The organism is Roseomonas nitratireducens, assembly GCF_017813355.1.
In the GTDB taxonomy this organism is placed as follows: domain Bacteria; phylum Pseudomonadota; class Alphaproteobacteria; order Acetobacterales; family Acetobacteraceae; genus Neoroseomonas; species Neoroseomonas nitratireducens.
Window position 1 is genome coordinate 135,515 of record NZ_JAGIYZ010000002.1, and the last position, 19,364, is coordinate 154,878.

Below are 19,364 nucleotides of genomic sequence, written 5' to 3' on the forward strand. Positions count from 1 at the left end.
GGCCTCTCCCGCCGGGGGAAAGGAATTTCCCCCGGACCCCCAATCTTTTCTGGCTGCTGGGCGATGATCGAGCCGCGGGGGAACCCGGATCTTGTCGGGCATGAGGAACAGGCGCGGGCGCTCGAGCAGGCCGCCAGGTCGGGGCGGCTTCACCATGCATGGCTGATCGCGGGGCCGCCGGGGATCGGCAAGGCGACGCTCGCCTGGCGATTCGCGCGCTGGCTGCTGGCCGGGCTGCCGAAATCCGAGCCCCCGCTTTTCGTCGACCCCGCCAGCGCGGTGTTCCGGCGGGTCGCGGCGGACACGCATGCCGACTGCTTCACCCTCGAGCCCGGCACGGGGGATCGCGGCACCAAGCGCGTGCTGCGCGTCGAGGATGCGCGCGACGCGGTGCGCTTCCTGACCCAGACGGCGGCCGAGGGCGGCTGGCGCGTCGTCGTGATGGACGAGGCCGAGCGCGCCGACCAGGCCGCGGTGCAGAACACGCTGCTCAAGACGCTCGAGGAACCGCCGCCGCGCACCGTGCTGCTGCTGGTCTGCTCGGCGCCGCAGCGCCTGCTGCCCACCATCCGCAGCCGCTGCCGGCGGCTCGACCTGAATCCGCTGCCGGACGAGGCGATGGAGACGCTGCTCGCGCGCCTGTTGCCCGACAGCGGCAGGACGGACCGCGCGCGGCTTGCCGCGCTCGCGCAGGGCTCGCCAGGGCGCGCGGTCGCGCTCGCCGAGGCCGGCGGGATCGAGCTCCAGGCGATGGTCGAGAAAAGCCTGTCCGCGCTGGAGAAGGGGGAGGCGCCGCGCGACCACGCGCTGGCCGACCGCCTGGCCATGGACCGCACGGGCGGCGCCTTCGGCATCTTCTTCTCGCTGCTGCGCGGGGCGATCGCCTCGGCCCTGGGAGAGGCGGCGCGCGGGCGGGCGGCGCCGGCCTGGCTCGCCCGCCATCCGCTTGCGGTGTGGGCTTCCCTGTGGGATAGGCTCGGCACCCTCGCGGACGATACGGAGCGGTTGAATCTCGACCGCAAGCAGGCCGTGCTCACGGGCCTTACCTGGCTCGCGCGCCCCTGAGCGGACGCACGGAAGCCGGACCGGACAAGCCCATGGCGAAGATGCCCGTCTACCTCACGACGCCGATCTACTACGTCAACGACAGGCCCCATATCGGGCATGCCTACACCTCGCTCGCGACCGACGTGCTGGCGCGCTTCAAGCGCCTGGACGGGCATGAGGTCTTCTTCCTGACCGGCACGGACGAGCACGGGCAGAAGGTGGAGAAGGCGGCGAAGGATGCGGGGGAGGACCCGCAGGCCTTCACCGACCGCGTCAGCCAGGCCTTTCGCGAGCTGACGGCCACGATGGGCTTTTCCAACGACGACTTCATCCGCACGACGGAACCGCGCCACAAGGCCGCCTGCGTCGCGCTGTGGCAGGCGCTGGCGGGGAAGGGCGAGATCTACCTCGGCGACTACGAGGGCTGGTACGCGGTGCGCGACGAGGCCTTCTACGGCCCGGACGAGCTGACCGAGCGGGACGGCGTGAAGTACGCCCCGTCCGGCGCGCCGGTCGAATGGGTGCGGGAGCCCTCCTACTTCTTCCGCCTGTCGAAGTGGCTGCCCGAATTGCTGCGCCGCTACGACCTGCCCGAGGGCCATCCGGACCGCATCGACATCCAGCCGGAGAGCCGGCGGAACGAGGTGCGCGCCTTCATCCAGCAGGGGCTGAAGGACTTCGCCGAGCGGCCGGAGAAACTCGATCTCTCCGTCTCCCGCACCTCCTTCACCTGGGGGGTGAAGGTGCCGGGGGACGAGGCGCATGTGATGTATGTCTGGCTCGACGCGCTGACCAACTACATCACCGCGGCGGGCTATCCCGACACGGCGCATCCGCGCTGGCGCTTCTGGCCGGCGGATGTGCATTTCGTCGGCAAGGACATCGTCCGCTTCCACACCATCTACTGGCCCGCCTTCCTGATGGCGGCCGGGCTGCCCGTGCCGCGGCGCGTCTTCGCCCATGGCTGGTGGACGAATGAGGGGCAGAAGATCTCGAAATCCCTCGGCAACGTCATCGACCCGGTGGCCCTGGTGGAGGAATTCGGCCTCGACCCCGTGCGGTACTTCCTGCTGCGGGAGGTGCCCTTCGGGAATGACGGCGATTTCTCGCGCAAGGCGCTGGTCCACCGGCTGAACGGGGAGCTGGCGGACGCGCTGGGCAACCTCGCGAACCGGACGCTGAGCCTGATTCAGCGGAACTGCGAGGGGCGGCTGCCCGCCGAGGCCGTACGGGATGCCTCGGACGCGGCCCTGTTTGCCTCGCTCGACACGCTGCTCGCCACGGTCCGCAACCAGCTGGACCAGCAGCAGTTCCACCTGGCGCTCGAGAGCGTCTTCGCGAGCGTCCGCGACGCCAACGGCTACATCACCCAGCAGGCGCCCTGGGCGCTGAAGAAGACCGACCTCGTGCGGATGGCCGCCGTGCTGCGCCACCTGCACACCGCCCTGCGCGCCTATGCGACGGTGCTGCAGCCCTTCATGCCGGCGACCATGGCCGCGCTGCTCGACCAGCTGGGCGTGCCGGCGGATGCGCGGGACTTCGGCGCCCTGGCCACGCCGCTGCCCGAAGGCACGCCGCTGCCGCCGCCGGCGCCGCTGTTCCGCAAGCTGGACCTGCCGGCCTGATGCTCGTCGATAGCCACTGCCATCTCGACTACTACGTCGAGGACGAGATCGAGCAGGTCCTGGACCGCGCGCGCGAGGCCGGGATCGGCCGGATGGTCACCATCGGCGTCCGCATGTCCCAGGCGGCGCGGGTGAAGGAGATCGCCACGCGCTTCCCAGACGTCTGGGGGACGGTCGGCATCCACCCGCACAATGCCGGGGAGGGGCCGCTGCCCACGCCGGAGGAGATCGCGGCCGAGGCCGACCACCCCCGCATCGTCGGCATCGGGGAAAGCGGCCTCGACTATTTCTACGACAAGGCGCCACGGGACGCGCAGGCGGAGAACTTCGCCCGGCACATCCGCGCCGCTCGGCTCGCCGGCCTGCCGCTGGTGGTGCATGCACGGGACGCGGATGACGACATCCTCGCCATCCTGCGGCGCGAAAGGGAGACGGGGGGGGCGTTCGACTTCCTGCTGCATTGCTTCAGCAGCGGCCGGGATCTCGCGGAAAAGGCGGTGGAGATGGGGGGGTATGTCTCCTTCTCCGGCATCCTGACCTTCCCCAAGTCTCAGGAGATCCGGGACATCGCCCGCGACCTGCCCGCCGAGCGGCTGCTGGTCGAGACGGATGCGCCCTACCTTGCGCCCGTGCCGTTCCGCGGCAAGCGCTGTGAGCCCGGGATGGTCGCGCATACGGCGAAAGTGCTGGCGGAGGTGCGGGGGCTGGAGATGGCGGCGCTCGCCGACCTGACCACCGCGAACTTCATGCGTCTTTTCAGGAAGGCCTCTTAGAGTCTTGTTGAAGGTCACGATCCTCGGCTGCGGGGCTTCGAGCGGCGTGCCGCAGATCGGCGGCGAGGATGGCCGCGGCTGGTGGGGCGCCTGCGATCCGGCGAACCCGCTGAACCACCGGACGCGCTCCTCGATCCTGGTCGAGGGCGGCGGGGGTGGGCGCCTGCTGGTCGATACCGGGCCTGATCTGCGCACCCAGATGCTGGCCTGCGGCGTGCCAGCTGTGGATGCAATCTTGTATACACACGACCACGCCGACCATGTGATGGGGCTGGACGAGGTCCGCATCGTCAACCGGCTCGTCGGGCGCCCGATGCAGGCCTTCGCCACCGCGCGGACGCTGGACAGCCTCAAGCGCCGCTTCGACTACGCCTTCCTGCCCTCGACCGAGCCGCTCTTCTTCCGCCCGGCGGTCGACCCGGTGCCGATCGTGACAGGGGAGACGGTCGCCATCGCCGGCCACCGGGTCGAGACCTTCTCCCAGGACCATGCGGTGATGGAGACGCTCGGCTTCCGGATCGGCGCCTTCGCCTATTCGACCGACGTGGTGCATCTGCCCGAGGAGAGCCTCGCCCGCCTTCACGGCCTGGATACCTGGGTGGTGGGATGCTTCCAGCGCCGCCCCCACAAGGTCCATGCGAATCTCGATCAGGTGCTGGACTGGGTGGGGCGGATCAGGCCGCGCCGGACGGTCCTGACGCATATGAGCCCCGACCTCGACCACGGATGGCTGCTCGCCAACCTGCCGCCGGGGATCGAGCCGGGGCATGACGGGATGGTGCTGGCCGTGCCGGGCTGACACCGTCCGGGGCAGCCCTTTCGCGACCGCGAGGGATGCCCCACATTCGCAGGAACGACGGCGGGCTGATTCGGCCCCGCCGGAACGAAAGGATACGCCGATGATTCGCGATCGCGACCCGGTCGAGGTCTACAACAACACCCTGGTTCCGATGGTCATCGAGCAGACCGCGCGGGGCGAGCGGGCCTTCGACATCTATTCGCGCCTGTTGAAGGAACGCATCATCTTCCTGACGGGCCCGGTCTTCGACCAGGTGTCCTCGCTGATCTGCGCCCAGTTGCTGTTCCTGGAAAGCGAGAACCCATCCAAGGACATCGCCTTCTACATCAATTCTCCCGGTGGCGTGGTTTCTGCCGGTCTCGCGATGTACGACACCATGCAGTACATCCGTTCCCCGGTCAGCACGGTCTGCATCGGCCAGGCGGCCTCGATGGGCTCGTTGCTGCTTTGCGCGGGGGAAAAGGGCAAGCGCTACGCCCTGCCCAACAGCCGGATCATGGTGCACCAGCCCTCGGGCGGGGCGCAGGGCCAGGCGACGGACATCGAGATCCAGGCGCGCGAGATCCTCAAGCTGCGCCAGCGCCTGAACGAGATCTACGTGAAGCACACCGCCCAGCCGATCGAGGCGATCGAGAAGAAGCTGGACCGCGACAGCTACATGTCCGCCGAGGAGGCCCGCGACTTCGGCCTGGTGGACCATGTGGTCGAGGAGCGTCCGGTCCCGGCCTCCGAAACCGCCAAGGCGTGACCTTCGCGCCGCACCGGGCGCCGGGGACGGGGCCCGGGGCCGCCTTTCGCTTTCCCTTAGGGGTCCTGAGGGCTACATATACGTTGCAGTCCCCCGCACCGGCGGGGGACACGGAGACCGCATGAGCAAGTCCGGAGATTCGAAGAACACCCTGTATTGCTCGTTCTGCGGCAAGTCGCAGCACGAGGTCCGGAAGCTCATCGCCGGGCCGACGGTGTTCATCTGCGACGAATGCGTCGAACTCTGCATGGACATCATCCGCGAGGAGCACAAGACGACCCTTGTGAAGTCCCGCGACGGGGTGCCGACGCCCAAGGAGATCTGCAAGGTCCTCGACGACTACGTCATCGGGCAGGACCATGCGAAGAAGGTTCTCTCGGTCGCGGTCCACAACCACTACAAGCGCCTCGCCCATGGCGGGAAGAATCCCGACATTGAGATCGCCAAGTCGAACATCATGCTCGTCGGCCCCACGGGCTCGGGCAAGACGCTGCTGGCGCAGACGCTCGCGCGCATCCTCGACGTCCCCTTCACCATGGCGGACGCCACGACGCTGACCGAGGCGGGCTATGTCGGCGAGGATGTCGAGAACATCATCCTCAAGCTGCTGCAGGCGGCGGACTACAACGTCGAGCGCGCGCAGCGCGGCATCGTCTACATCGACGAGGTCGACAAGATCAGCCGCAAGTCGGACAACCCCTCCATCACCCGCGACGTGAGCGGGGAGGGCGTCCAGCAGGCGCTGCTCAAGATCATGGAGGGCACGGTCGCCTCCGTTCCGCCGCAGGGCGGGCGGAAGCATCCGCAGCAGGAATTCCTCCAGGTCGACACCTCGAACATCCTGTTCATCTGCGGCGGCGCCTTCGCCGGGCTCGAGAAGATCATCGGCGCCCGCGGCAAGGGCTCAGGCATGGGCTTCGGCGCCGAGGTCCGCGACCCGGATGAGCGCCGCACCGGCCAGATCCTGCGCGAGGTCGAACCCGAGGATCTTCTGAAGTTCGGCCTGATCCCGGAATTCATCGGCCGCCTGCCGGTCGTCGCGACGCTCGACGACCTGGACGAGAAGGCGCTGATCGAGATCCTGACCAAGCCCAAGAACGCGCTGGTCAAGCAGTATGCCCGGCTGTTCGAGATGGAGGGGGCGAAGCTCACCTTCACCGATGACGCGCTGAAGGCGGTCGCGACCCGCGCGATCCAGCGCAAGACCGGGGCGCGCGGCCTGCGCTCGATCATGGAGGCGATCCTGCTGTCGACCATGTTCGACCTGCCGGGCCTCGAATCGGTCGAGGAAGTTGTGGTGAACCGGGAAGTGGCCGAGGGCCGCGCCCAACCCTTGTTCATCCACGCCGAACGGCCGGCCGAGCAGACCTCGGCCTGATCCGGCGGGGCGGCGCTGCGGCGTCGCCCTGTCAAGTCCTTGAGCGGGCGTCCGGGGCCTCCCACATCCGAGGTTACCGTGGCGCCCCGCCCGTGCCGCCATCTGGGCGGGCCGGGCGTCGACTGTCCCAGTGAGGTCACATGACGGACACCATCCGCGGCGAACTCCTTCCGGTGCTGCCCCTTCGGGACATCGTGGTGTTCCCGCACATGATCGTCCCGCTTTTCGTCGGCCGCGAGAAATCGGTCCGCGCGCTTGAGGCGGTGATGAAGGACGACAAGCAGATCCTGCTCGTCGCCCAGAAGAACGCCGCGCAGGACGATCCGGGCGCGGACGACCTGTATCAGATCGGCACCGTCTCGACGGTCCTGCAGCTGCTGAAGCTGCCCGACGGCACCGTGAAGGTGCTGGTCGAGGGCGGCCGCCGTGCGCGCATCGCCGCCTTCAAGGAAACGGCGCAGTATTTCGAGGCCTTCGCCGAGCCGATCGAGGAGGAACTCGCCGAGCCGCGCGAGGCCGAGGCGCTGGCACGCACCGTCGTTTCCCAGTTCGAGCAGTACATCAAGCTCAACAAGAAGATCGCGCCGGAAGTGCTCGTCTCGATCAACCAGATCGAGGAGCCGGCGAAGCTCGCCGACACCGTCGCCTCCCATCTCGGGCTCAAGATCCCCGAGAAGCAGGAACTGCTCGAGACGCCGTCCGTCACGCAGCGGCTCGAGAAGGTCTTCGCCCACATGGAGGGCGAGATCGGCGTGCTGCAGGTGGAAAAGCGCATCCGCAACCGCGTCAAGCGGCAGATGGAGAAGACGCAGCGCGAGTACTACCTGAACGAGCAGCTCAAGGCGATCCAGAAGGAGCTTGGCGAAGGCGAGGACGGCAAGGACGAGGCCGCCGAGCTGGAGGCCAAGATCAAGGCCACCAAGCTGTCGAAGGAAGCGCGCGAGAAGGCGCTGGCCGAGCTCAAGAAGCTGCGGACCATGTCGCCGATGAGCGCCGAGGCGACAGTGGTGCGCAACTACCTCGACTGGATCCTCTCCATCCCCTGGAAGAAGCGCTCCAAGGTCCGCAACGACATCGTGGTGGCCGAAGGCGTGCTGGAGGCCGACCACTACGGCCTCGAGAAGGTGAAGGAGCGGATCATCGAGTACCTGGCGGTGCAGAGCCGCAGCCCGAAGATCCGCGGGCCCATCCTTTGCCTCGTCGGCCCGCCCGGCGTCGGCAAGACCTCGCTCGGCAAGTCCATCGCCAAGGCGACGGGGCGGAACTTCGTGCGCATGTCGCTCGGCGGCGTGCGGGACGAGGCCGAGGTGCGCGGCCATCGCCGGACCTATATCGGCTCCATGCCCGGCAAGGTGATCCAGGGCATGAAGAAGGCGAAGACGTCCAACCCGCTCTTCCTGCTGGATGAGATCGACAAGCTCGGCGCCGATTGGCGCGGCGACCCGTCCTCGGCGCTGCTCGAGGTGCTGGATCCGGAGCAGAACTCGACCTTCGCCGACCATTACCTCGAGGTCGACTACGACCTGTCGGACGTGATGTTCGTGACGACGGCGAACTCCCTGCGCATGCCGCAGCCGCTGCTCGACCGCATGGAGATCATCCGCATCCCCGGCTACACTGAGGATGAGAAGATCGAGATCGCCAAGCGCCACCTGATGAAGAAGGTGAGCGAGGCGAACGGGCTGAAGGATGGCGAGTGGTCGCTGTCCGACAGCGCGATCCGCGACCTGATCCGCTACTACACGCGCGAGGCGGGCGTTCGGAACCTCGAGCGCGAGATCGCCGGCCTGGCCCGCAAGGCGGTCAAGGAGATCGTCTCGAAGAAGGCAAAGAAGGTCGCGATCACGCACAAGAACCTCGACAAGTTCGCGGGCGTGCAGAAGTTCCGCTACGGCGAGGCCGAGGCGGAGGACATGGTCGGCGTCGTCACCGGCCTCGCCTGGACCGAGGTGGGCGGCGAGATCCTGACGATCGAGTCGGTGATGCTGCCCGGCAAGGGCAACGTGAAGCAGACCGGCAAGCTCGGCGACGTGATGCAGGAAAGCGTCTCGGCGGCGATGTCCTACGTGCGCAGCCGCTCGACTACCTTCGGCCTCAAGCCGACGATGTTCGAGAAGCGTGACATCCACGTGCACGTGCCCGAGGGCGCGACGCCGAAGGATGGGCCTTCGGCCGGCATCGCCATGGCGACGTCGATCGTCTCGGTGCTCACGGGCATCCCTGTGCGGCGGGACGTCGCCATGACGGGCGAGATCACGCTGCGCGGCCGCGTGCTGCCGATCGGCGGGCTGAAGGAGAAGCTGCTGGCGGCGCTGCGCGCCGGCATCAAGACGGTCTTCATCCCGAAGGACAACGAGAAGGACCTCGCCGAGATCCCTGACAATGTGAAGAAGGGGCTCGAGCTGGTCGTCGTCTCCCATGTCGACGAGGTGATCGGGAAGGCGTTGGTGAAGAAGCCCGAGCCGATCACCTGGGAGGAGCCGGAGGAGACCCCGGCCCCGCGCGGGCCGGAGCAGGGGGATGTGGGTTCGGCCCGCCCCCACTGACGATTCGCATCGTCGGCTGCCAGTGAAAAACCCCGGCGGAGCGCGGCTTCGCCGGGGTTTTCTGTGGAAAACCCAGGGTTCCGTTGCAGTTTTGCCGCAGCATGCGGCGCAAATGGCGGTTTTCCGCCGCGAATCGGATGCTCTCTCGTTGACGCTGCGAAATCTGCGCTCCTACTCTCCGGCCCGACCTGGTTGGCCGACTCGCCGACCCGTCATCCGCACCCAACGGAGGGATACCCAGTGAACAAGCAGGACCTGATTTCCGCGGTCGCCGAGGCCGCTGATCTCCCCAAGGCCAAGGCCGGCGACGTCGTCGACGCCGTGTTCGAGGCGATCCAGAAGTCGCTCAAGAAGAAGCAGGAAGTCCGCCTCGTCGGCTTCGGCACCTTCTCGACGTCCAAGCGCAAGGCCGGCAAGGGCCGCAACCCGCGCACGGGCGAGGAGATCAAGATCCCCGCCTCGACGACCGTCCGCTTCAAGGCCGGCAAGGGCCTGAAGGACGCCGTGAACTGAACCTGTCCGTCTGGACGGGTTTGCGTTGGGCCGGTCCGCAAGGACCGGCCCTTCGTGCTATCAGGGGGCCGTGCGGGCGCTTAGCTCAGTGGTAGAGCGGCGGTTTTACACACCGTTGGTCGGCGGTTCGAATCCGTCAGCGCCCATACGCCTCCGGCGCCTTCGCGCCGGAGAAGCATTCCCCGGAAGGTAAGCGAAGCGACCCGCATCGCGGTCCAGGGTTGCGGGCGCCGGAGCGGCATGCGCGGATGGGGCATCGAGCGGCACGCGTCACCGCGCCGCAGCGCCATTCGCGAAAGCTCTCACGCCACGGCTTGACTAACCCCCCGCCTGGCCCTATCCCCCGCCACCTGTCGCGCAAGCGGGTGTAGCTCAGTTGGTTAGAGCGCCGGCCTGTCACGCCGGAGGTCGCGGGTTCGAGCCCCGTCACTCGCGCCACGCGGCGGCAGAACGGAAAGCGGCGTCCTTCGGGGCGCCGCTTTCGTTTCCGCCCCGCGGCTTCAGCGCATCGTAACGCATATCCTTGAAAACATGACGTCGCGGCCTATGGCGAAGCGCGAGAAGGGCGGCTAATGTCCGGCCGCGCTGCGCTGCGTCATGACGCTTCGCGCGGCGACCACATGCCCGGCAAAAGGGCAGGGGAGTGAAGGTTGAGATGACGCAGCCACTGCTGGCCGAGTACTTCCCTGTGCTCGTCTTCCTGGGCATCGCGGCGGGAATCGCGATCGCGATGGTGGGCGGCGCCTTCATCGCGGCACGGCAGAAGCCGAATGCCGAGAAGCTCTCCACCTATGAATGCGGCTTCGCGCCGTTCGACGACACGCGCCGTCGCTTCGACGTGCGATTCTACCTCGTCGCCATCCTCTTCATCATCTTCGACCTGGAAGTGGCGTTCCTGTTCCCCTGGGCGATCGCGCTCGGGGACATCGGCTGGCTCGGCTTCGGCTCGATGATGGGCTTCCTCTTCGTCCTGACGGTCGGCTTCGTCTACGAGTGGCGCAAGGGCGCCCTGGATTGGGAGTGAGCCCGGCATGAGCGGCTCGAGCAACATCGCCTGGAACAGCCAGGCCCTTCCGCCCGGCCCGGCGCAGGATGCCGTGATCGGCGCCGTGACCGACGAGATGGCCGAGAAGGGCTTCGTCGTCGCCAACATCGACAAGGTGGTGAACTGGGCGCGCACCGGCTCGCTCTGGCCGATGACATTCGGGCTGGCCTGCTGCGCGGTGCCGATGATCCACGCCTACATGGCGCGCTACGACCTCGACCGCTTCGGCATCATCCCGCGCGGGTCGCCGCGGCAGTCCGACGTGATGATCGTGGCCGGCACGCTGACCAACAAGATGGCGCCCGCGCTGCGCAAGGTCTACGACCAGATGAGCGAGCCGCGCTGGGTCATCTCGATGGGCTCCTGCGCGAATGGCGGCGGCTACTACCACTATTCCTACAGCGTGGTGCGCGGCTGCGACCGCGTCGTGCCGGTCGATGTCTACGTGCCGGGCTGCCCGCCGACGGCCGAGGCGCTCGTCTACGGCATCCTCCAGTTGCAGAAGAAGATCCGGCGGACGGGGACCATCCTGCGTGGCTGAGAACGAGACCGCGGTCGAACCCGCCGCGCCCGAGAACCCGCTGCGCACTCTTGGCCTGGCCATCGCGGCCGCGGCCGGCGGCGCGGTGAACGAGGTCGAGCTCGCCCGCGGCGGGCATGAGCTGGTGCTGCGCGCGCGGCGCGACGCGCTGCCCGCGCTGATGCTGCTGCTGCGCGACGATCCGCGATTCGCCTGCGAGCAATGCGTCGACATCTGCGGCGTGGACTGGCCCGAGCGGCCGGAGCGGTTCGAGATCGTCTACAACCTGCTCAGCCTCGCCCATAACCACCGCATCCGCGTGATCGTCACGACGGACGAGGCGACGCCGGTCCCCTCCGTCGCCGGCATCTGGGCTTGCGCCACGTGGTACGAGCGCGAGACCTGGGACATGTATGGCGTGGTCTTCGACGGCCAGACGGATCTGCGCCGGCTGCTGACCGACTACGGCTTCGAAGGCCATCCGCTGCGCAAGGACTTCCCGCTGACCGGCTTCGTCGAGCTGCGCTACGACGAGGAGCTGAAGCGCGTCGCCTACAGCCCCGTGCAGCTCACCCAGGAATTCCGCAACTTCGACTACATGAGCCCGTGGGAGGCGATGACGACGCTGCCCGGGGACGAGAAGGTCCACCTCAAGCGCCTGGAGGGGCCGGCATGAGCGGCCAGGCCATCCTTCCCGCCGGCGCCGCCGCGCCCGAGACCGTGCGGCCGCGTGACGAGGCGGAAAGCCACACCATCAATTTCGGCCCGCAGCACCCGGCCGCGCACGGCGTGCTGCGCCTCATCCTCGAGATGAAGGGCGAGGTGGTCGAGCGCGCCGACCCGCATATCGGCCTGCTGCACCGCGGCACCGAGAAGCTGATCGAGCACAAGACCTACATCCAGGCGCTGCCGTACTTCGACCGCCTCGACTACGTCAGCCCGATGTGCATGGAGCATTCCTTCGCGCTGGCGACGGAAAGGCTGCTGGGCATCGAGGTGCCGGAGCGCGGGCAGTACATCCGCGTGCTGTTCGCCGAACTGACGCGGGTGCTGAACCACCTGCTGAACGTGACGACCTACGCGCTCGATTGCGGCGCCATCACGCCCGCGCTCTGGGGCTTCGAGCAGCGCGAGACGCTGCTGGAATTCTACGAGGCGGTGAGCGGCAGCCACTACCACGCCAACTACTTCCGCCCGGGCGGCGTCGCGAAGGACCTGCCCGCGGACATGGAGGCGAAGATCGCCGTTTGGGCGAAGCAGTTCCCGGCCTTCCTGAAGGACCTGGAAGGGCTGCTGACCGAGAATCGCATCTTCAAGCAGCGCACCGTCGACATCGGCATCATGAGCGCCGAGCAGGCGATGGAATGGGGCTTCAGCGGCCCCTGCCTGCGCGCATCCGGCTGCGCGTGGGACCTGCGCAAGGCCCAGCCCTACGACGTCTACGAACGGATGGAATTCGACGTGCCGGTCGGCACGCGCGGCGACTGCTACGACCGCTACCTGATCCGCATGCTGGAGATGCGCGAGAGCCTGCGCATCATCGACCAGTGCCTGAAGCAGATGAAGCCGGGCCCGGTGAAGGTACAGGACAACAAGATCGCGCCGCCCAAGCGGGGCGAGATGAAGCGCTCGATGGAAGCGCTGATCCACCACTTCAAGCTCTACACCGAGGGCTACCACGTGCCCGCCGGCGCGACCTACACGGCCACCGAGGCGCCGAAGGGCGAGTTCGGCGTCTACCTGGTCGCCGACGGCGGCAACAAGCCCTACCGCTGCAAGATCCGCGCGCCCGGCTATGCGCATCTGCAGGCGATGGAAGTGCTGTCCAAGGGCCACATGCTGGCCGATGCCGTCGCGATCATCGGGTCGCTCGACATCGTCTTCGGGGAGATCGACCGGTGAGCGCCGAGCACGCCGAACCCGCTTCCTTCGCCTTCGACGCGGAGAGCGAGGCGAAGATCGCAACCATCCTCAAGCGCTACCCGGAAGGGAAGCAGGCGAGCGCGGTGATCCCGCTGCTGTACGTCGTGCAGAAGCAGATGGGCCTGCAGACCGGCAGCGCCTGGGTGCCGCGCGTGGCGATGGACGTGGTGGCGGACCGGCTCGGCATGGCGCCGATCCGCGTCTACGAGGTCGCGACCTTCTACTTCATGTTCAACACCAAGCCGATCGGGCGCTTCCACCTGCAGGTCTGCGGCACGACGCCGTGCTGGCTGCGCGGGTCGGACGAGGTGCTGCGCGCCTGCAAGGATGCCGGCCACCTCAAGGGCTATGGCGACACCAGCCCCGACGGCCTGTTCACGCTGACCGAGATGGAATGCATGGGCGCCTGCGTGAACGCGCCGATGATCGCGGTCGACGACGACTACTACGAGGACCTCGACTACGAGAGCACGGTGAAGCTGATCGAGGCGCTGAAGCGCGGCGAGCGCCCGACGCCCGGCAGCGCGACCGGACGCCGTTCGAGCGAAGCGGCCGGGGGTGCGACCGCGCTCACCGGCTCGGAGACCGAGTGACATGGCCCTTTCCGACAAGGACCGCATCTTCCGCAACCTCTACGGCTTCGAGCCGTGGAACCTGCCGGCGGCGCGCATGCGCGGCTGCTGGGACGGCACGGCCGCGATCATCGCCCGGGGCCGCGACGCGATCATCGAGGAGATGAAGGTCTCCGGCCTGCGCGGCCGCGGCGGCGCGGGCTTCCCGACCGGCATGAAGTGGTCCTTCATGCCGAAGCAGTCCGATGGCCGGCCTTCCTACCTCGTCGTCAACGCGGACGAATCCGAGCCCGGCACCTGCAAGGACCGCGACATCATCCGCCACGACCCGCACACGCTGGTCGAAGGCTGCCTGATCGCCGGCTTCGCGATGGGTGCCAACGCCGGCTACATCTACATCCGCGGCGAGTACTACAACGAGAGCGTCGTGCTCGAGGCGGCGATCGCCGAGGCCTATGAGGCCGGGCTGCTCGGCAAGAACGCCGCCGGGTCGGGCTGGGATTTCGACCTGTACGTCCATCGCGGCGCGGGCGCGTATATCTGCGGCGAGGAAACCGCGCTGATCGAGAGCCTCGAGGGCAAGAAGGGGATGCCGCGGCTGAAGCCGCCATTCCCCGCCGCCGTCGGCCTCTATGGCTGCCCCACCACGGTGAACAACGTCGAGACCATCGCCGTGGTGCCGGAGATCCTGCGTCGCGGCGGCGCGTGGTTCGCCTCCTTCGGCCGGCCGAAGAACTCGGGCACGAAGATCTTCTGCATCCAGGGCCATGTGAACAAGCCCTGCAACGTGGAAGCGGAGATGAGCATCCCCATGCGGGAACTCATCGAGCGCTACGCCGGCGGCGTGCGCGGCGGATGGGACAACCTGCTCTGCGTCATCCCGGGCGGATCGTCGACGCCGCTGCTGCCCAAGCACATCTGCGACGACGTGCTGATGGATTTCGACGCGCTGCGCGAGCACCGCTCGGGCCTCGGCACCGCGGGCGTGATCGTGATGGACAAGTCGACCGACGTGATCAAGGCGATCGCCCGCCTGTCCGCCTTCTACAAGCATGAGAGCTGCGGCCAGTGCACGCCCTGCCGCGAAGGCATGGGCTGGGTGAAGCGCATGATGGACCGCATGGTGACGGGCGAGGCGGAGGTCGAGGAGATCGACGTGCTCGAGAACGTCACGCGGCGCATCGAGGGGCACACGATCTGCGCGCTGGCCGATGGCGGCGTCTGGCCGGTGCAGGGGCTGATCCGGCACTTCCGCCCGCTGATGGAAGAACGGATCGCGGCGTACAAGGCGCGCAACACGCGCCTGGCGGCGGAGTAGGCGCCATGGCGAAGGTCACCGTCGACGGCATCGAGGTCGAGGTCCCGAACGGCGCCTCCGTGCTCCAGGCCTGCGAGGCCGCGGGCAAGGAGATCCCGCGCTTCTGCTACCATGAACGCCTGTCGGTCGCCGGCAATTGCCGCATGTGCCTGGTCGAGGTCGAGAAGGCGCCGAAGCCCGTCGCGTCCTGCGCCTTCCCGGTCGCGGACGGGATGAAGGTGTTCACCGACACGCCCGTGGTGCGCAACGCGCGCCGCGGCGTGATGGAATTCCTGCTGATCAACCACCCGCTCGACTGCCCGATCTGCGACCAGGGCGGGGAATGCGACCTGCAGGACCAGGCCTATGCCTACGGCCATGATTCGTCCCGCTACGGCGAGGCGAAGCGGGCTGTGAAGGACAAGGACATCGGTCCGCTGGTGAAGACGGTGATGACGCGCTGCATCCAGTGCACGCGCTGCGTCCGCTTCGCCGCCGAGGTCGCGGGCACGCCGGAACTCGGCGGGACGAACCGCGGCGAGAACATGGAGATCGGCACCTATGTCGAGAAGGCGCTGAGCTCGGAGCTCAGCGGCAACCTGATCGACATCTGCCCGGTCGGCGCGCTGACGAGCCGCCCCTACGCCTTCGTCTCCCGCCCCTGGGAGCTCAAGAAGACCGACAGCATCGACGTGCTGGACGCGGTCGGCGCGAACATCCGCGTCGACAGCCGCGGGCCCGAGGTGCTGCGCATCATCCCCCGCGTGAATGAAGCCGTGAACGAGGAATGGATGGCCGATCGCGGCCGCTTTTCCTTCGACGGGCTGAAGCGGCGCCGGCTCGACCGCCCCTGGGTGCACAAGGACGGCAAGATGGTCGCGGCCACCTGGCCGGAGGCCTTCGCGGCCATCGCGCATCGCCTCGCGGGCCTGCCCGGCGAGCGCATCGGCGCGGTCGCCGGCGCGCTGGCGGATGCGGAGAGCGTCGTCGCGCTGAAGGATCTGATGGCGGCCTATGGTTCGGCCAATCTCGACTGCCGCGACGATGGCGCGGCGATCGACGCCTCCCGCCCGGACTATTGGCGCTTCAACACGACGATCGAGGGAATCGAGGAAGCCGACGCGCTGCTGATCATCGGCAGCGACATCCGGCGCGAGGCGCCGGTGCTGAACGCGCGCATCCGCAAGCGCTGGGCGGCTGGCAGGTTCCCCGTGGCCTATGTCGGGCCGCGCGGGCTCGACCTGACCTATCCGGCGACGCATCTCGGCGACGGGCCCGGCGCGATGGGCGCCTTCGCCGAGACGCTGAAGGCCGCTCAGAAGCCCATGGTCATCGTCGGCCGTGGCGCCTTGCAGCGACCCGATGGCGCGGCGGTGCTGGCGGCGGCGTGGAAGCTGGCAGCGGAGGTCGGCGCGCTGACGCCGGACTGGCACGGCTTCAACCTGCTGCACCTGTTCGGCGGCCAGGTGGGCGCGCTGGAACTTGGCTTCGTGCCGGGGCAGGGGGGCAAGGACCTTGCGGCGATGCTCGCCGGCGGCGTCGACGCCCTGTGGCTGCTGAACGCGGACGGGTTCGACCCGGCGCGCATCCCCGCGAGCACCTTCGTGGTCTACCAGGGCCACCATGGCGATGCGATGGCCGGGCGCGCCGACGTGATCCTGCCGGGCGCGGCCTATACCGAGAAGGACGCCACCTGGGTGAACACGGAAGGGCGCGCGCAGCGCGGGCGCCTCGCCATCCATCCGCCTGGGGAGGCGAAGGAGGATTGGCGCATCGTCCGCGCCTTCAGCGAGGGCGTGGGCAAGACGCTGCCCTACGACGACGCGGGCGCGATCCGCGCGCGGCTGGCCGAGGCGAGCCCGGTCTTCGCCCGCATCGGCGAAGTCGCGCGCGGTGGCTGCGCGGACCTGGCCGGGCCCGCGGCGACCGCCGCCCCGACCGACGCCGCCTTCGTGCTGCCCATCCCGGTCTACCACCAGGCCGACGTGATCAGCCGCGCCTCCGACACCATGGCGAAGTGTGCCGAGGTCTACGGCCCCCAGACGGCGCTGGCGGCGGAGTAGGGCGATGGACTTCTTCTTTCAGAACCCGATCGGGATCCTGATCCTGACCGTCGTGAAAGCGCTGGCGCTGCTGGTGCCGCTGCTGGTGGGCGTCGCCTACCTGACCTACGCGGAACGCAAGGTCCTGGCGGCGATGCAACTGCGCAAGGGGCCGAACGTCGTCGGGCCGCTCGGCCTGTTCCAGCCCTTCGCCGACGCGATCAAGATGCTGATGAAGGAAACGATCGTGCCCACGGGCGCGAGCCGCGTCCTGTTCCTGCTCGCGCCGATGCTGACCTTCATGCTGGCGATGCTCGCCTGGGCGGTCATCCCGGTGAACGACGGCTGGGCGATCGCGGACATCAATGTCGGCATCCTGTACCTGTTCGCGATCAGCAGCCTCGGCGTCTATGGCGTGATCATCGCGGGCTGGGCATCGAATTCGAAATACGCCTTCCTCGGCGCGCTGCGCTCGGCGGCGCAGATGGTCTCCTACGAAGTCTCGATGGGCTTCGTGATCGTCACCGTGCTGCTCTGCGTGGGCTCGCTGAACCTGACCGAGATCGTGCGCGCGCAGCAGACGGTGTGGTTCGTGATCCCGCTGTTCCCGATGGCGGTGATTTTCTTCATCTCGACGCTCGCCGAGACGAACCGCGCGCCCTTCGACCTGCCGGAAGGGGAGTCGGAACTCGTCGCGGGCTTCTTCGTCGAATACAGCTCGATGTCCTTCGCGCTGTTCTTCCTCGGCGAATACGCGAACATGATCCTGATGTCGGCGCTGACGACGATCCTGTTCCTCGGCGGCTGGCTGCCGCCGATCGACATCGCGCCGTTCAACTGGGTGCCCGGGCCTATCTGGTTCGTGCTGAAGATCTGCTTCTGCCTGTTTGTCTTCATCTGGGTGCGCGCGACCTTCCCGCGCTACCGCTACGACCAGCTCATGCGGCTCGGCTGGAAGGTGTTCCTGCCCTTCTCGCTGGTGTGGCTGGTGCTGACCGCGACGGTGCTGAAGCTGACCGGCTGGCTGCCGGCATGATGGGGTCCTGAACATGGCCGCTCTCGACCGCGTCGCGCGCAGCCTGCTGCTCTCCGAGCTCGTCTCGGGGATGGCGCTGACGCTGAAGTACTTCTTCAAGAAGAAGGTGACGCTCAACTACCCCTTCGAACGCGGGCCGCTCGGGCCGCGCTTCAAGGGGGAGCACGCGCTGCGCCGGTATCCCAACGGCGAGGAACGCTGCATCGCGTGCAAGCTGTGCGAGGCCGTCTGCCCCGCACAGGCCATCACCATCGAGGCCGAGCCGCGCGAGGACGGATCCCGCCGCACCACGCGCTACGACATCGACATGACGAAGTGCATCTACTGCGGCCTCTGCGAGGAGGCCTGCCCGGTCGATGCGATCGTCGAGGGTCCGAACATGGAATTCGCCGCCGAGACGCGCGAGGAGCTGATCTACAACAAGGAGAAGCTGCTCGATAACGGCGACCGCTGGGAGCCGATGCTGGCCGAGCGGCTGCGCCTCGACGCGCCCTACCGGTGATGCGCCCATGATCGCGACCCTCGCCTTCTACGTCTTCGCGGCCATCCTGATCGCATCCGCGGTCATGGTGGTGACCAGCCGGAACCCCGTGCATTCGGTGCTGTTCCTGATCCTCGCCTTCTTCAACGCGGCGGCGCTGTTCCTGATCGCGGGGGCCGAGTTCCTCGCGATGATCCTCGTGATCGTCTATGTCGGCGCGGTCGCGGTATTGTTCCTGTTCGTCGTGATGATGCTGGACATCGACTTCGCGCAGCTGCGCGAGGGCTTCCAGCGCTACGCGCCGCTCGGGGCGATCATCGGCGGCATCCTGCTGCTCGAGCTGTTCATGGTGCTCGCCACCTGGCGCTTCGCGCCGGAGGCGGCCGCGCTCCGGATGAACCCCAACCCGCCCGGCGTGACGAATGCCGAGGCGCTGGGCCGCATCCTCTATACGGACAACATCTTCCTGTTCCAGGGCGCGGGGCTGATCCTGCTGGTCGCCATGATCGGCGCGATCGTGCTGACGCTGCGCGACCGGCCCGGCACGCGCCGGCAGGACATCGCGGCGCAGGTCTCGCGCGCGGGGTCCGTCAGCGTGCGCTCCGTCCCCCAGGGTGCGGGGCTGAAGGAGATCGGCATCCTCCGTCCCCCCTCGCCCGAGGAGGAGAAGCCGAAGCAGGTCGAGCACCATCACGGGGGGCATCACTGAGATGGCCGTCTCGCTCGCGCACTTCCTGACCGTCTCGGCGATCCTGCTTGTCCTCGGCGTGTTCGGCATCTTCCTCAACCGGAAGAACGTCATCGTCATCCTGATGTCGGTCGAACTGATCCTTCTTGCGGTGAACCTGAACCTGGTCGCCTTCTCGGCCGCGCTCGGGGACCTGACCGGCCAGGTCTTCACCATGTTCATCCTGACGGTGGCCGCGGCCGAGGCCGCGATCGGCCTTGCCATCGTCGTCATCTACTTCCGCAACCGCGGAACGATCGAGGTCGAGGACATCTCGACCCTGAAGGGCTGA

The 19,364-nt window shown here is 67.9% G+C and carries 19 protein-coding genes and 2 tRNA genes; all 21 read left to right on the forward strand.

What is annotated here, in order from left to right; all coding sequences use genetic code 11:
• Positions 1-63 precede the first annotated feature (63 nt).
• On the forward strand, positions 64-1,065 hold the full coding sequence (locus J5Y09_RS03030; protein ID WP_209350272.1) for a DNA polymerase III subunit delta': 1,002 nt from the start codon (positions 64-66) through the stop codon (positions 1,063-1,065).
• Between the two features lie 32 nt (positions 1,066-1,097).
• The gene (gene metG / locus J5Y09_RS03035) at positions 1,098-2,672 is read left to right on the forward strand and encodes a methionine--tRNA ligase (protein WP_209350273.1); all 1,575 of its coding nucleotides are present in this window, start codon (positions 1,098-1,100) and stop codon (positions 2,670-2,672) included.
• Complete coding sequence (locus J5Y09_RS03040; protein ID WP_209350274.1) at positions 2,672-3,445, forward strand: TatD family hydrolase; 774 nt, start codon at positions 2,672-2,674, stop codon at positions 3,443-3,445. Before metG ends, J5Y09_RS03040 begins: the two co-directional genes overlap by 1 nt.
• Positions 3,446-3,452: 7 nt before the next feature.
• Positions 3,453-4,244, forward strand: coding sequence for an MBL fold metallo-hydrolase (locus J5Y09_RS03045; RefSeq protein ID WP_209350275.1), 792 nt, complete (start codon positions 3,453-3,455; stop codon positions 4,242-4,244).
• A gap of 100 nt (positions 4,245-4,344) precedes the next feature.
• Positions 4,345-4,992 carry an ATP-dependent Clp endopeptidase proteolytic subunit ClpP gene (gene clpP, locus J5Y09_RS03050; RefSeq protein ID WP_209350276.1) on the forward strand — a complete coding sequence of 216 codons (648 nt, stop codon included), beginning with the start codon at positions 4,345-4,347 and terminating at the stop codon, positions 4,990-4,992.
• 121 nt (positions 4,993-5,113) lie between these two features.
• Complete coding sequence (clpX, locus tag J5Y09_RS03055; RefSeq protein WP_209350277.1) at positions 5,114-6,370, forward strand: ATP-dependent Clp protease ATP-binding subunit ClpX; 1,257 nt, start codon at positions 5,114-5,116, stop codon at positions 6,368-6,370.
• A gap of 140 nt (positions 6,371-6,510) precedes the next feature.
• Entirely contained in the window at positions 6,511-8,916 is a 2,406-nt protein-coding gene (gene lon / locus J5Y09_RS03060) for an endopeptidase La (RefSeq protein ID WP_209350278.1), read from the forward strand.
• Between the two features lie 192 nt (positions 8,917-9,108).
• Complete coding sequence (locus J5Y09_RS03065) at positions 9,109-9,429, forward strand: HU family DNA-binding protein (protein WP_198374362.1); 321 nt, start codon at positions 9,109-9,111, stop codon at positions 9,427-9,429.
• A gap of 74 nt (positions 9,430-9,503) precedes the next feature.
• Positions 9,504-9,575 (forward strand) — tRNA-Val (locus J5Y09_RS03070).
• 215 nt (positions 9,576-9,790) lie between these two features.
• Positions 9,791-9,867, forward strand: a tRNA-Asp gene (locus J5Y09_RS03075).
• 217 nt (positions 9,868-10,084) lie between these two features.
• Positions 10,085-10,453 carry an NADH-quinone oxidoreductase subunit A gene (locus tag J5Y09_RS03080; RefSeq protein ID WP_198374363.1) on the forward strand — a complete coding sequence of 123 codons (369 nt, stop codon included), beginning with the start codon at positions 10,085-10,087 and terminating at the stop codon, positions 10,451-10,453.
• A gap of 7 nt (positions 10,454-10,460) precedes the next feature.
• Positions 10,461-11,015, forward strand: coding sequence for a NuoB/complex I 20 kDa subunit family protein (locus tag J5Y09_RS03085; protein ID WP_209350279.1), 555 nt, complete (start codon positions 10,461-10,463; stop codon positions 11,013-11,015).
• Positions 11,008-11,670, forward strand: coding sequence for an NADH-quinone oxidoreductase subunit C (locus J5Y09_RS03090; protein WP_408904047.1), 663 nt, complete (start codon positions 11,008-11,010; stop codon positions 11,668-11,670). Before J5Y09_RS03085 ends, J5Y09_RS03090 begins: the two co-directional genes overlap by 8 nt.
• Positions 11,667-12,896 carry an NADH-quinone oxidoreductase subunit D gene (locus J5Y09_RS03095; RefSeq protein ID WP_209350281.1) on the forward strand — a complete coding sequence of 410 codons (1,230 nt, stop codon included), beginning with the start codon at positions 11,667-11,669 and terminating at the stop codon, positions 12,894-12,896. Before J5Y09_RS03090 ends, J5Y09_RS03095 begins: the two co-directional genes overlap by 4 nt.
• On the forward strand, positions 12,893-13,510 hold the full coding sequence (locus tag J5Y09_RS03100; protein ID WP_209350282.1) for a complex I 24 kDa subunit family protein: 618 nt from the start codon (positions 12,893-12,895) through the stop codon (positions 13,508-13,510). The genes J5Y09_RS03095 and J5Y09_RS03100 overlap by 4 nt, the downstream gene beginning before the upstream one ends.
• A 1-nt stretch (position 13,511) precedes the next feature.
• Positions 13,512-14,807, forward strand: a complete 1,296-nt coding sequence (gene nuoF, locus J5Y09_RS03105) for an NADH-quinone oxidoreductase subunit NuoF (protein ID WP_209350283.1) — start codon at positions 13,512-13,514, stop codon at positions 14,805-14,807.
• A 5-nt stretch (positions 14,808-14,812) separates the two neighbouring features.
• Positions 14,813-16,849 carry an NADH-quinone oxidoreductase subunit NuoG gene (gene nuoG, locus J5Y09_RS03110; protein ID WP_209350284.1) on the forward strand — a complete coding sequence of 679 codons (2,037 nt, stop codon included), beginning with the start codon at positions 14,813-14,815 and terminating at the stop codon, positions 16,847-16,849.
• Positions 16,850-16,853: 4 nt separating this feature from the next.
• Positions 16,854-17,864 (forward strand): NADH-quinone oxidoreductase subunit NuoH, encoded by a 1,011-nt coding sequence (nuoH, locus tag J5Y09_RS03115; protein WP_209350285.1) that lies wholly within the window; start codon positions 16,854-16,856, stop codon positions 17,862-17,864.
• 13 nt (positions 17,865-17,877) lie between these two features.
• Positions 17,878-18,366: an NADH-quinone oxidoreductase subunit NuoI gene (nuoI, locus tag J5Y09_RS03120; RefSeq protein ID WP_198374371.1), complete on the forward strand. Its 489-nt coding sequence runs from the start codon at positions 17,878-17,880 to the stop codon at positions 18,364-18,366.
• A gap of 7 nt (positions 18,367-18,373) precedes the next feature.
• Positions 18,374-19,054: an NADH-quinone oxidoreductase subunit J gene (locus J5Y09_RS03125; protein ID WP_209350286.1), complete on the forward strand. Its 681-nt coding sequence runs from the start codon at positions 18,374-18,376 to the stop codon at positions 19,052-19,054.
• A 1-nt stretch (position 19,055) separates the two neighbouring features.
• A complete protein-coding gene (nuoK, locus tag J5Y09_RS03130; protein WP_198374373.1) occupies positions 19,056-19,364 on the forward strand; it encodes an NADH-quinone oxidoreductase subunit NuoK in 309 nt (102 codons plus the stop codon).

Bases quoted from the DNA above. Each gene is read 5' to 3' on its own strand.
- nuoF (WP_209350283.1), top strand. From the start codon at position 13,512: ATGGCCCTTTCCGACAAGGACCGCATCTTCCGCAACCTCTACGGCTTC.
- clpX (WP_209350277.1), top strand. From the start codon at position 5,114: ATGAGCAAGTCCGGAGATTCGAAGAACACCCTGTATTGCTCGTTCTGC.
- nuoH (WP_209350285.1), top strand. From the start codon at position 16,854: ATGGACTTCTTCTTTCAGAACCCGATCGGGATCCTGATCCTGACCGTC.
- nuoI (WP_198374371.1), top strand. From the start codon at position 17,878: ATGGCCGCTCTCGACCGCGTCGCGCGCAGCCTGCTGCTCTCCGAGCTC.
- J5Y09_RS03095 (WP_209350281.1), top strand. From the start codon at position 11,667: ATGAGCGGCCAGGCCATCCTTCCCGCCGGCGCCGCCGCGCCCGAGACC.
- J5Y09_RS03030 (WP_209350272.1), top strand. From the start codon at position 64: ATGATCGAGCCGCGGGGGAACCCGGATCTTGTCGGGCATGAGGAACAG.
- nuoK (WP_198374373.1), top strand. From the start codon at position 19,056: ATGGCCGTCTCGCTCGCGCACTTCCTGACCGTCTCGGCGATCCTGCTT.
- J5Y09_RS03085 (WP_209350279.1), top strand. From the start codon at position 10,461: ATGAGCGGCTCGAGCAACATCGCCTGGAACAGCCAGGCCCTTCCGCCC.
- clpP (WP_209350276.1), top strand. From the start codon at position 4,345: ATGATTCGCGATCGCGACCCGGTCGAGGTCTACAACAACACCCTGGTT.
- metG (WP_209350273.1), top strand. From the start codon at position 1,098: ATGGCGAAGATGCCCGTCTACCTCACGACGCCGATCTACTACGTCAAC.
- J5Y09_RS03040 (WP_209350274.1), top strand. From the start codon at position 2,672: ATGCTCGTCGATAGCCACTGCCATCTCGACTACTACGTCGAGGACGAG.
- J5Y09_RS03080 (WP_198374363.1), top strand. From the start codon at position 10,085: ATGACGCAGCCACTGCTGGCCGAGTACTTCCCTGTGCTCGTCTTCCTG.
- lon (WP_209350278.1), top strand. From the start codon at position 6,511: ATGACGGACACCATCCGCGGCGAACTCCTTCCGGTGCTGCCCCTTCGG.
- nuoG (WP_209350284.1), top strand. From the start codon at position 14,813: ATGGCGAAGGTCACCGTCGACGGCATCGAGGTCGAGGTCCCGAACGGC.
- J5Y09_RS03125 (WP_209350286.1), top strand. From the start codon at position 18,374: ATGATCGCGACCCTCGCCTTCTACGTCTTCGCGGCCATCCTGATCGCA.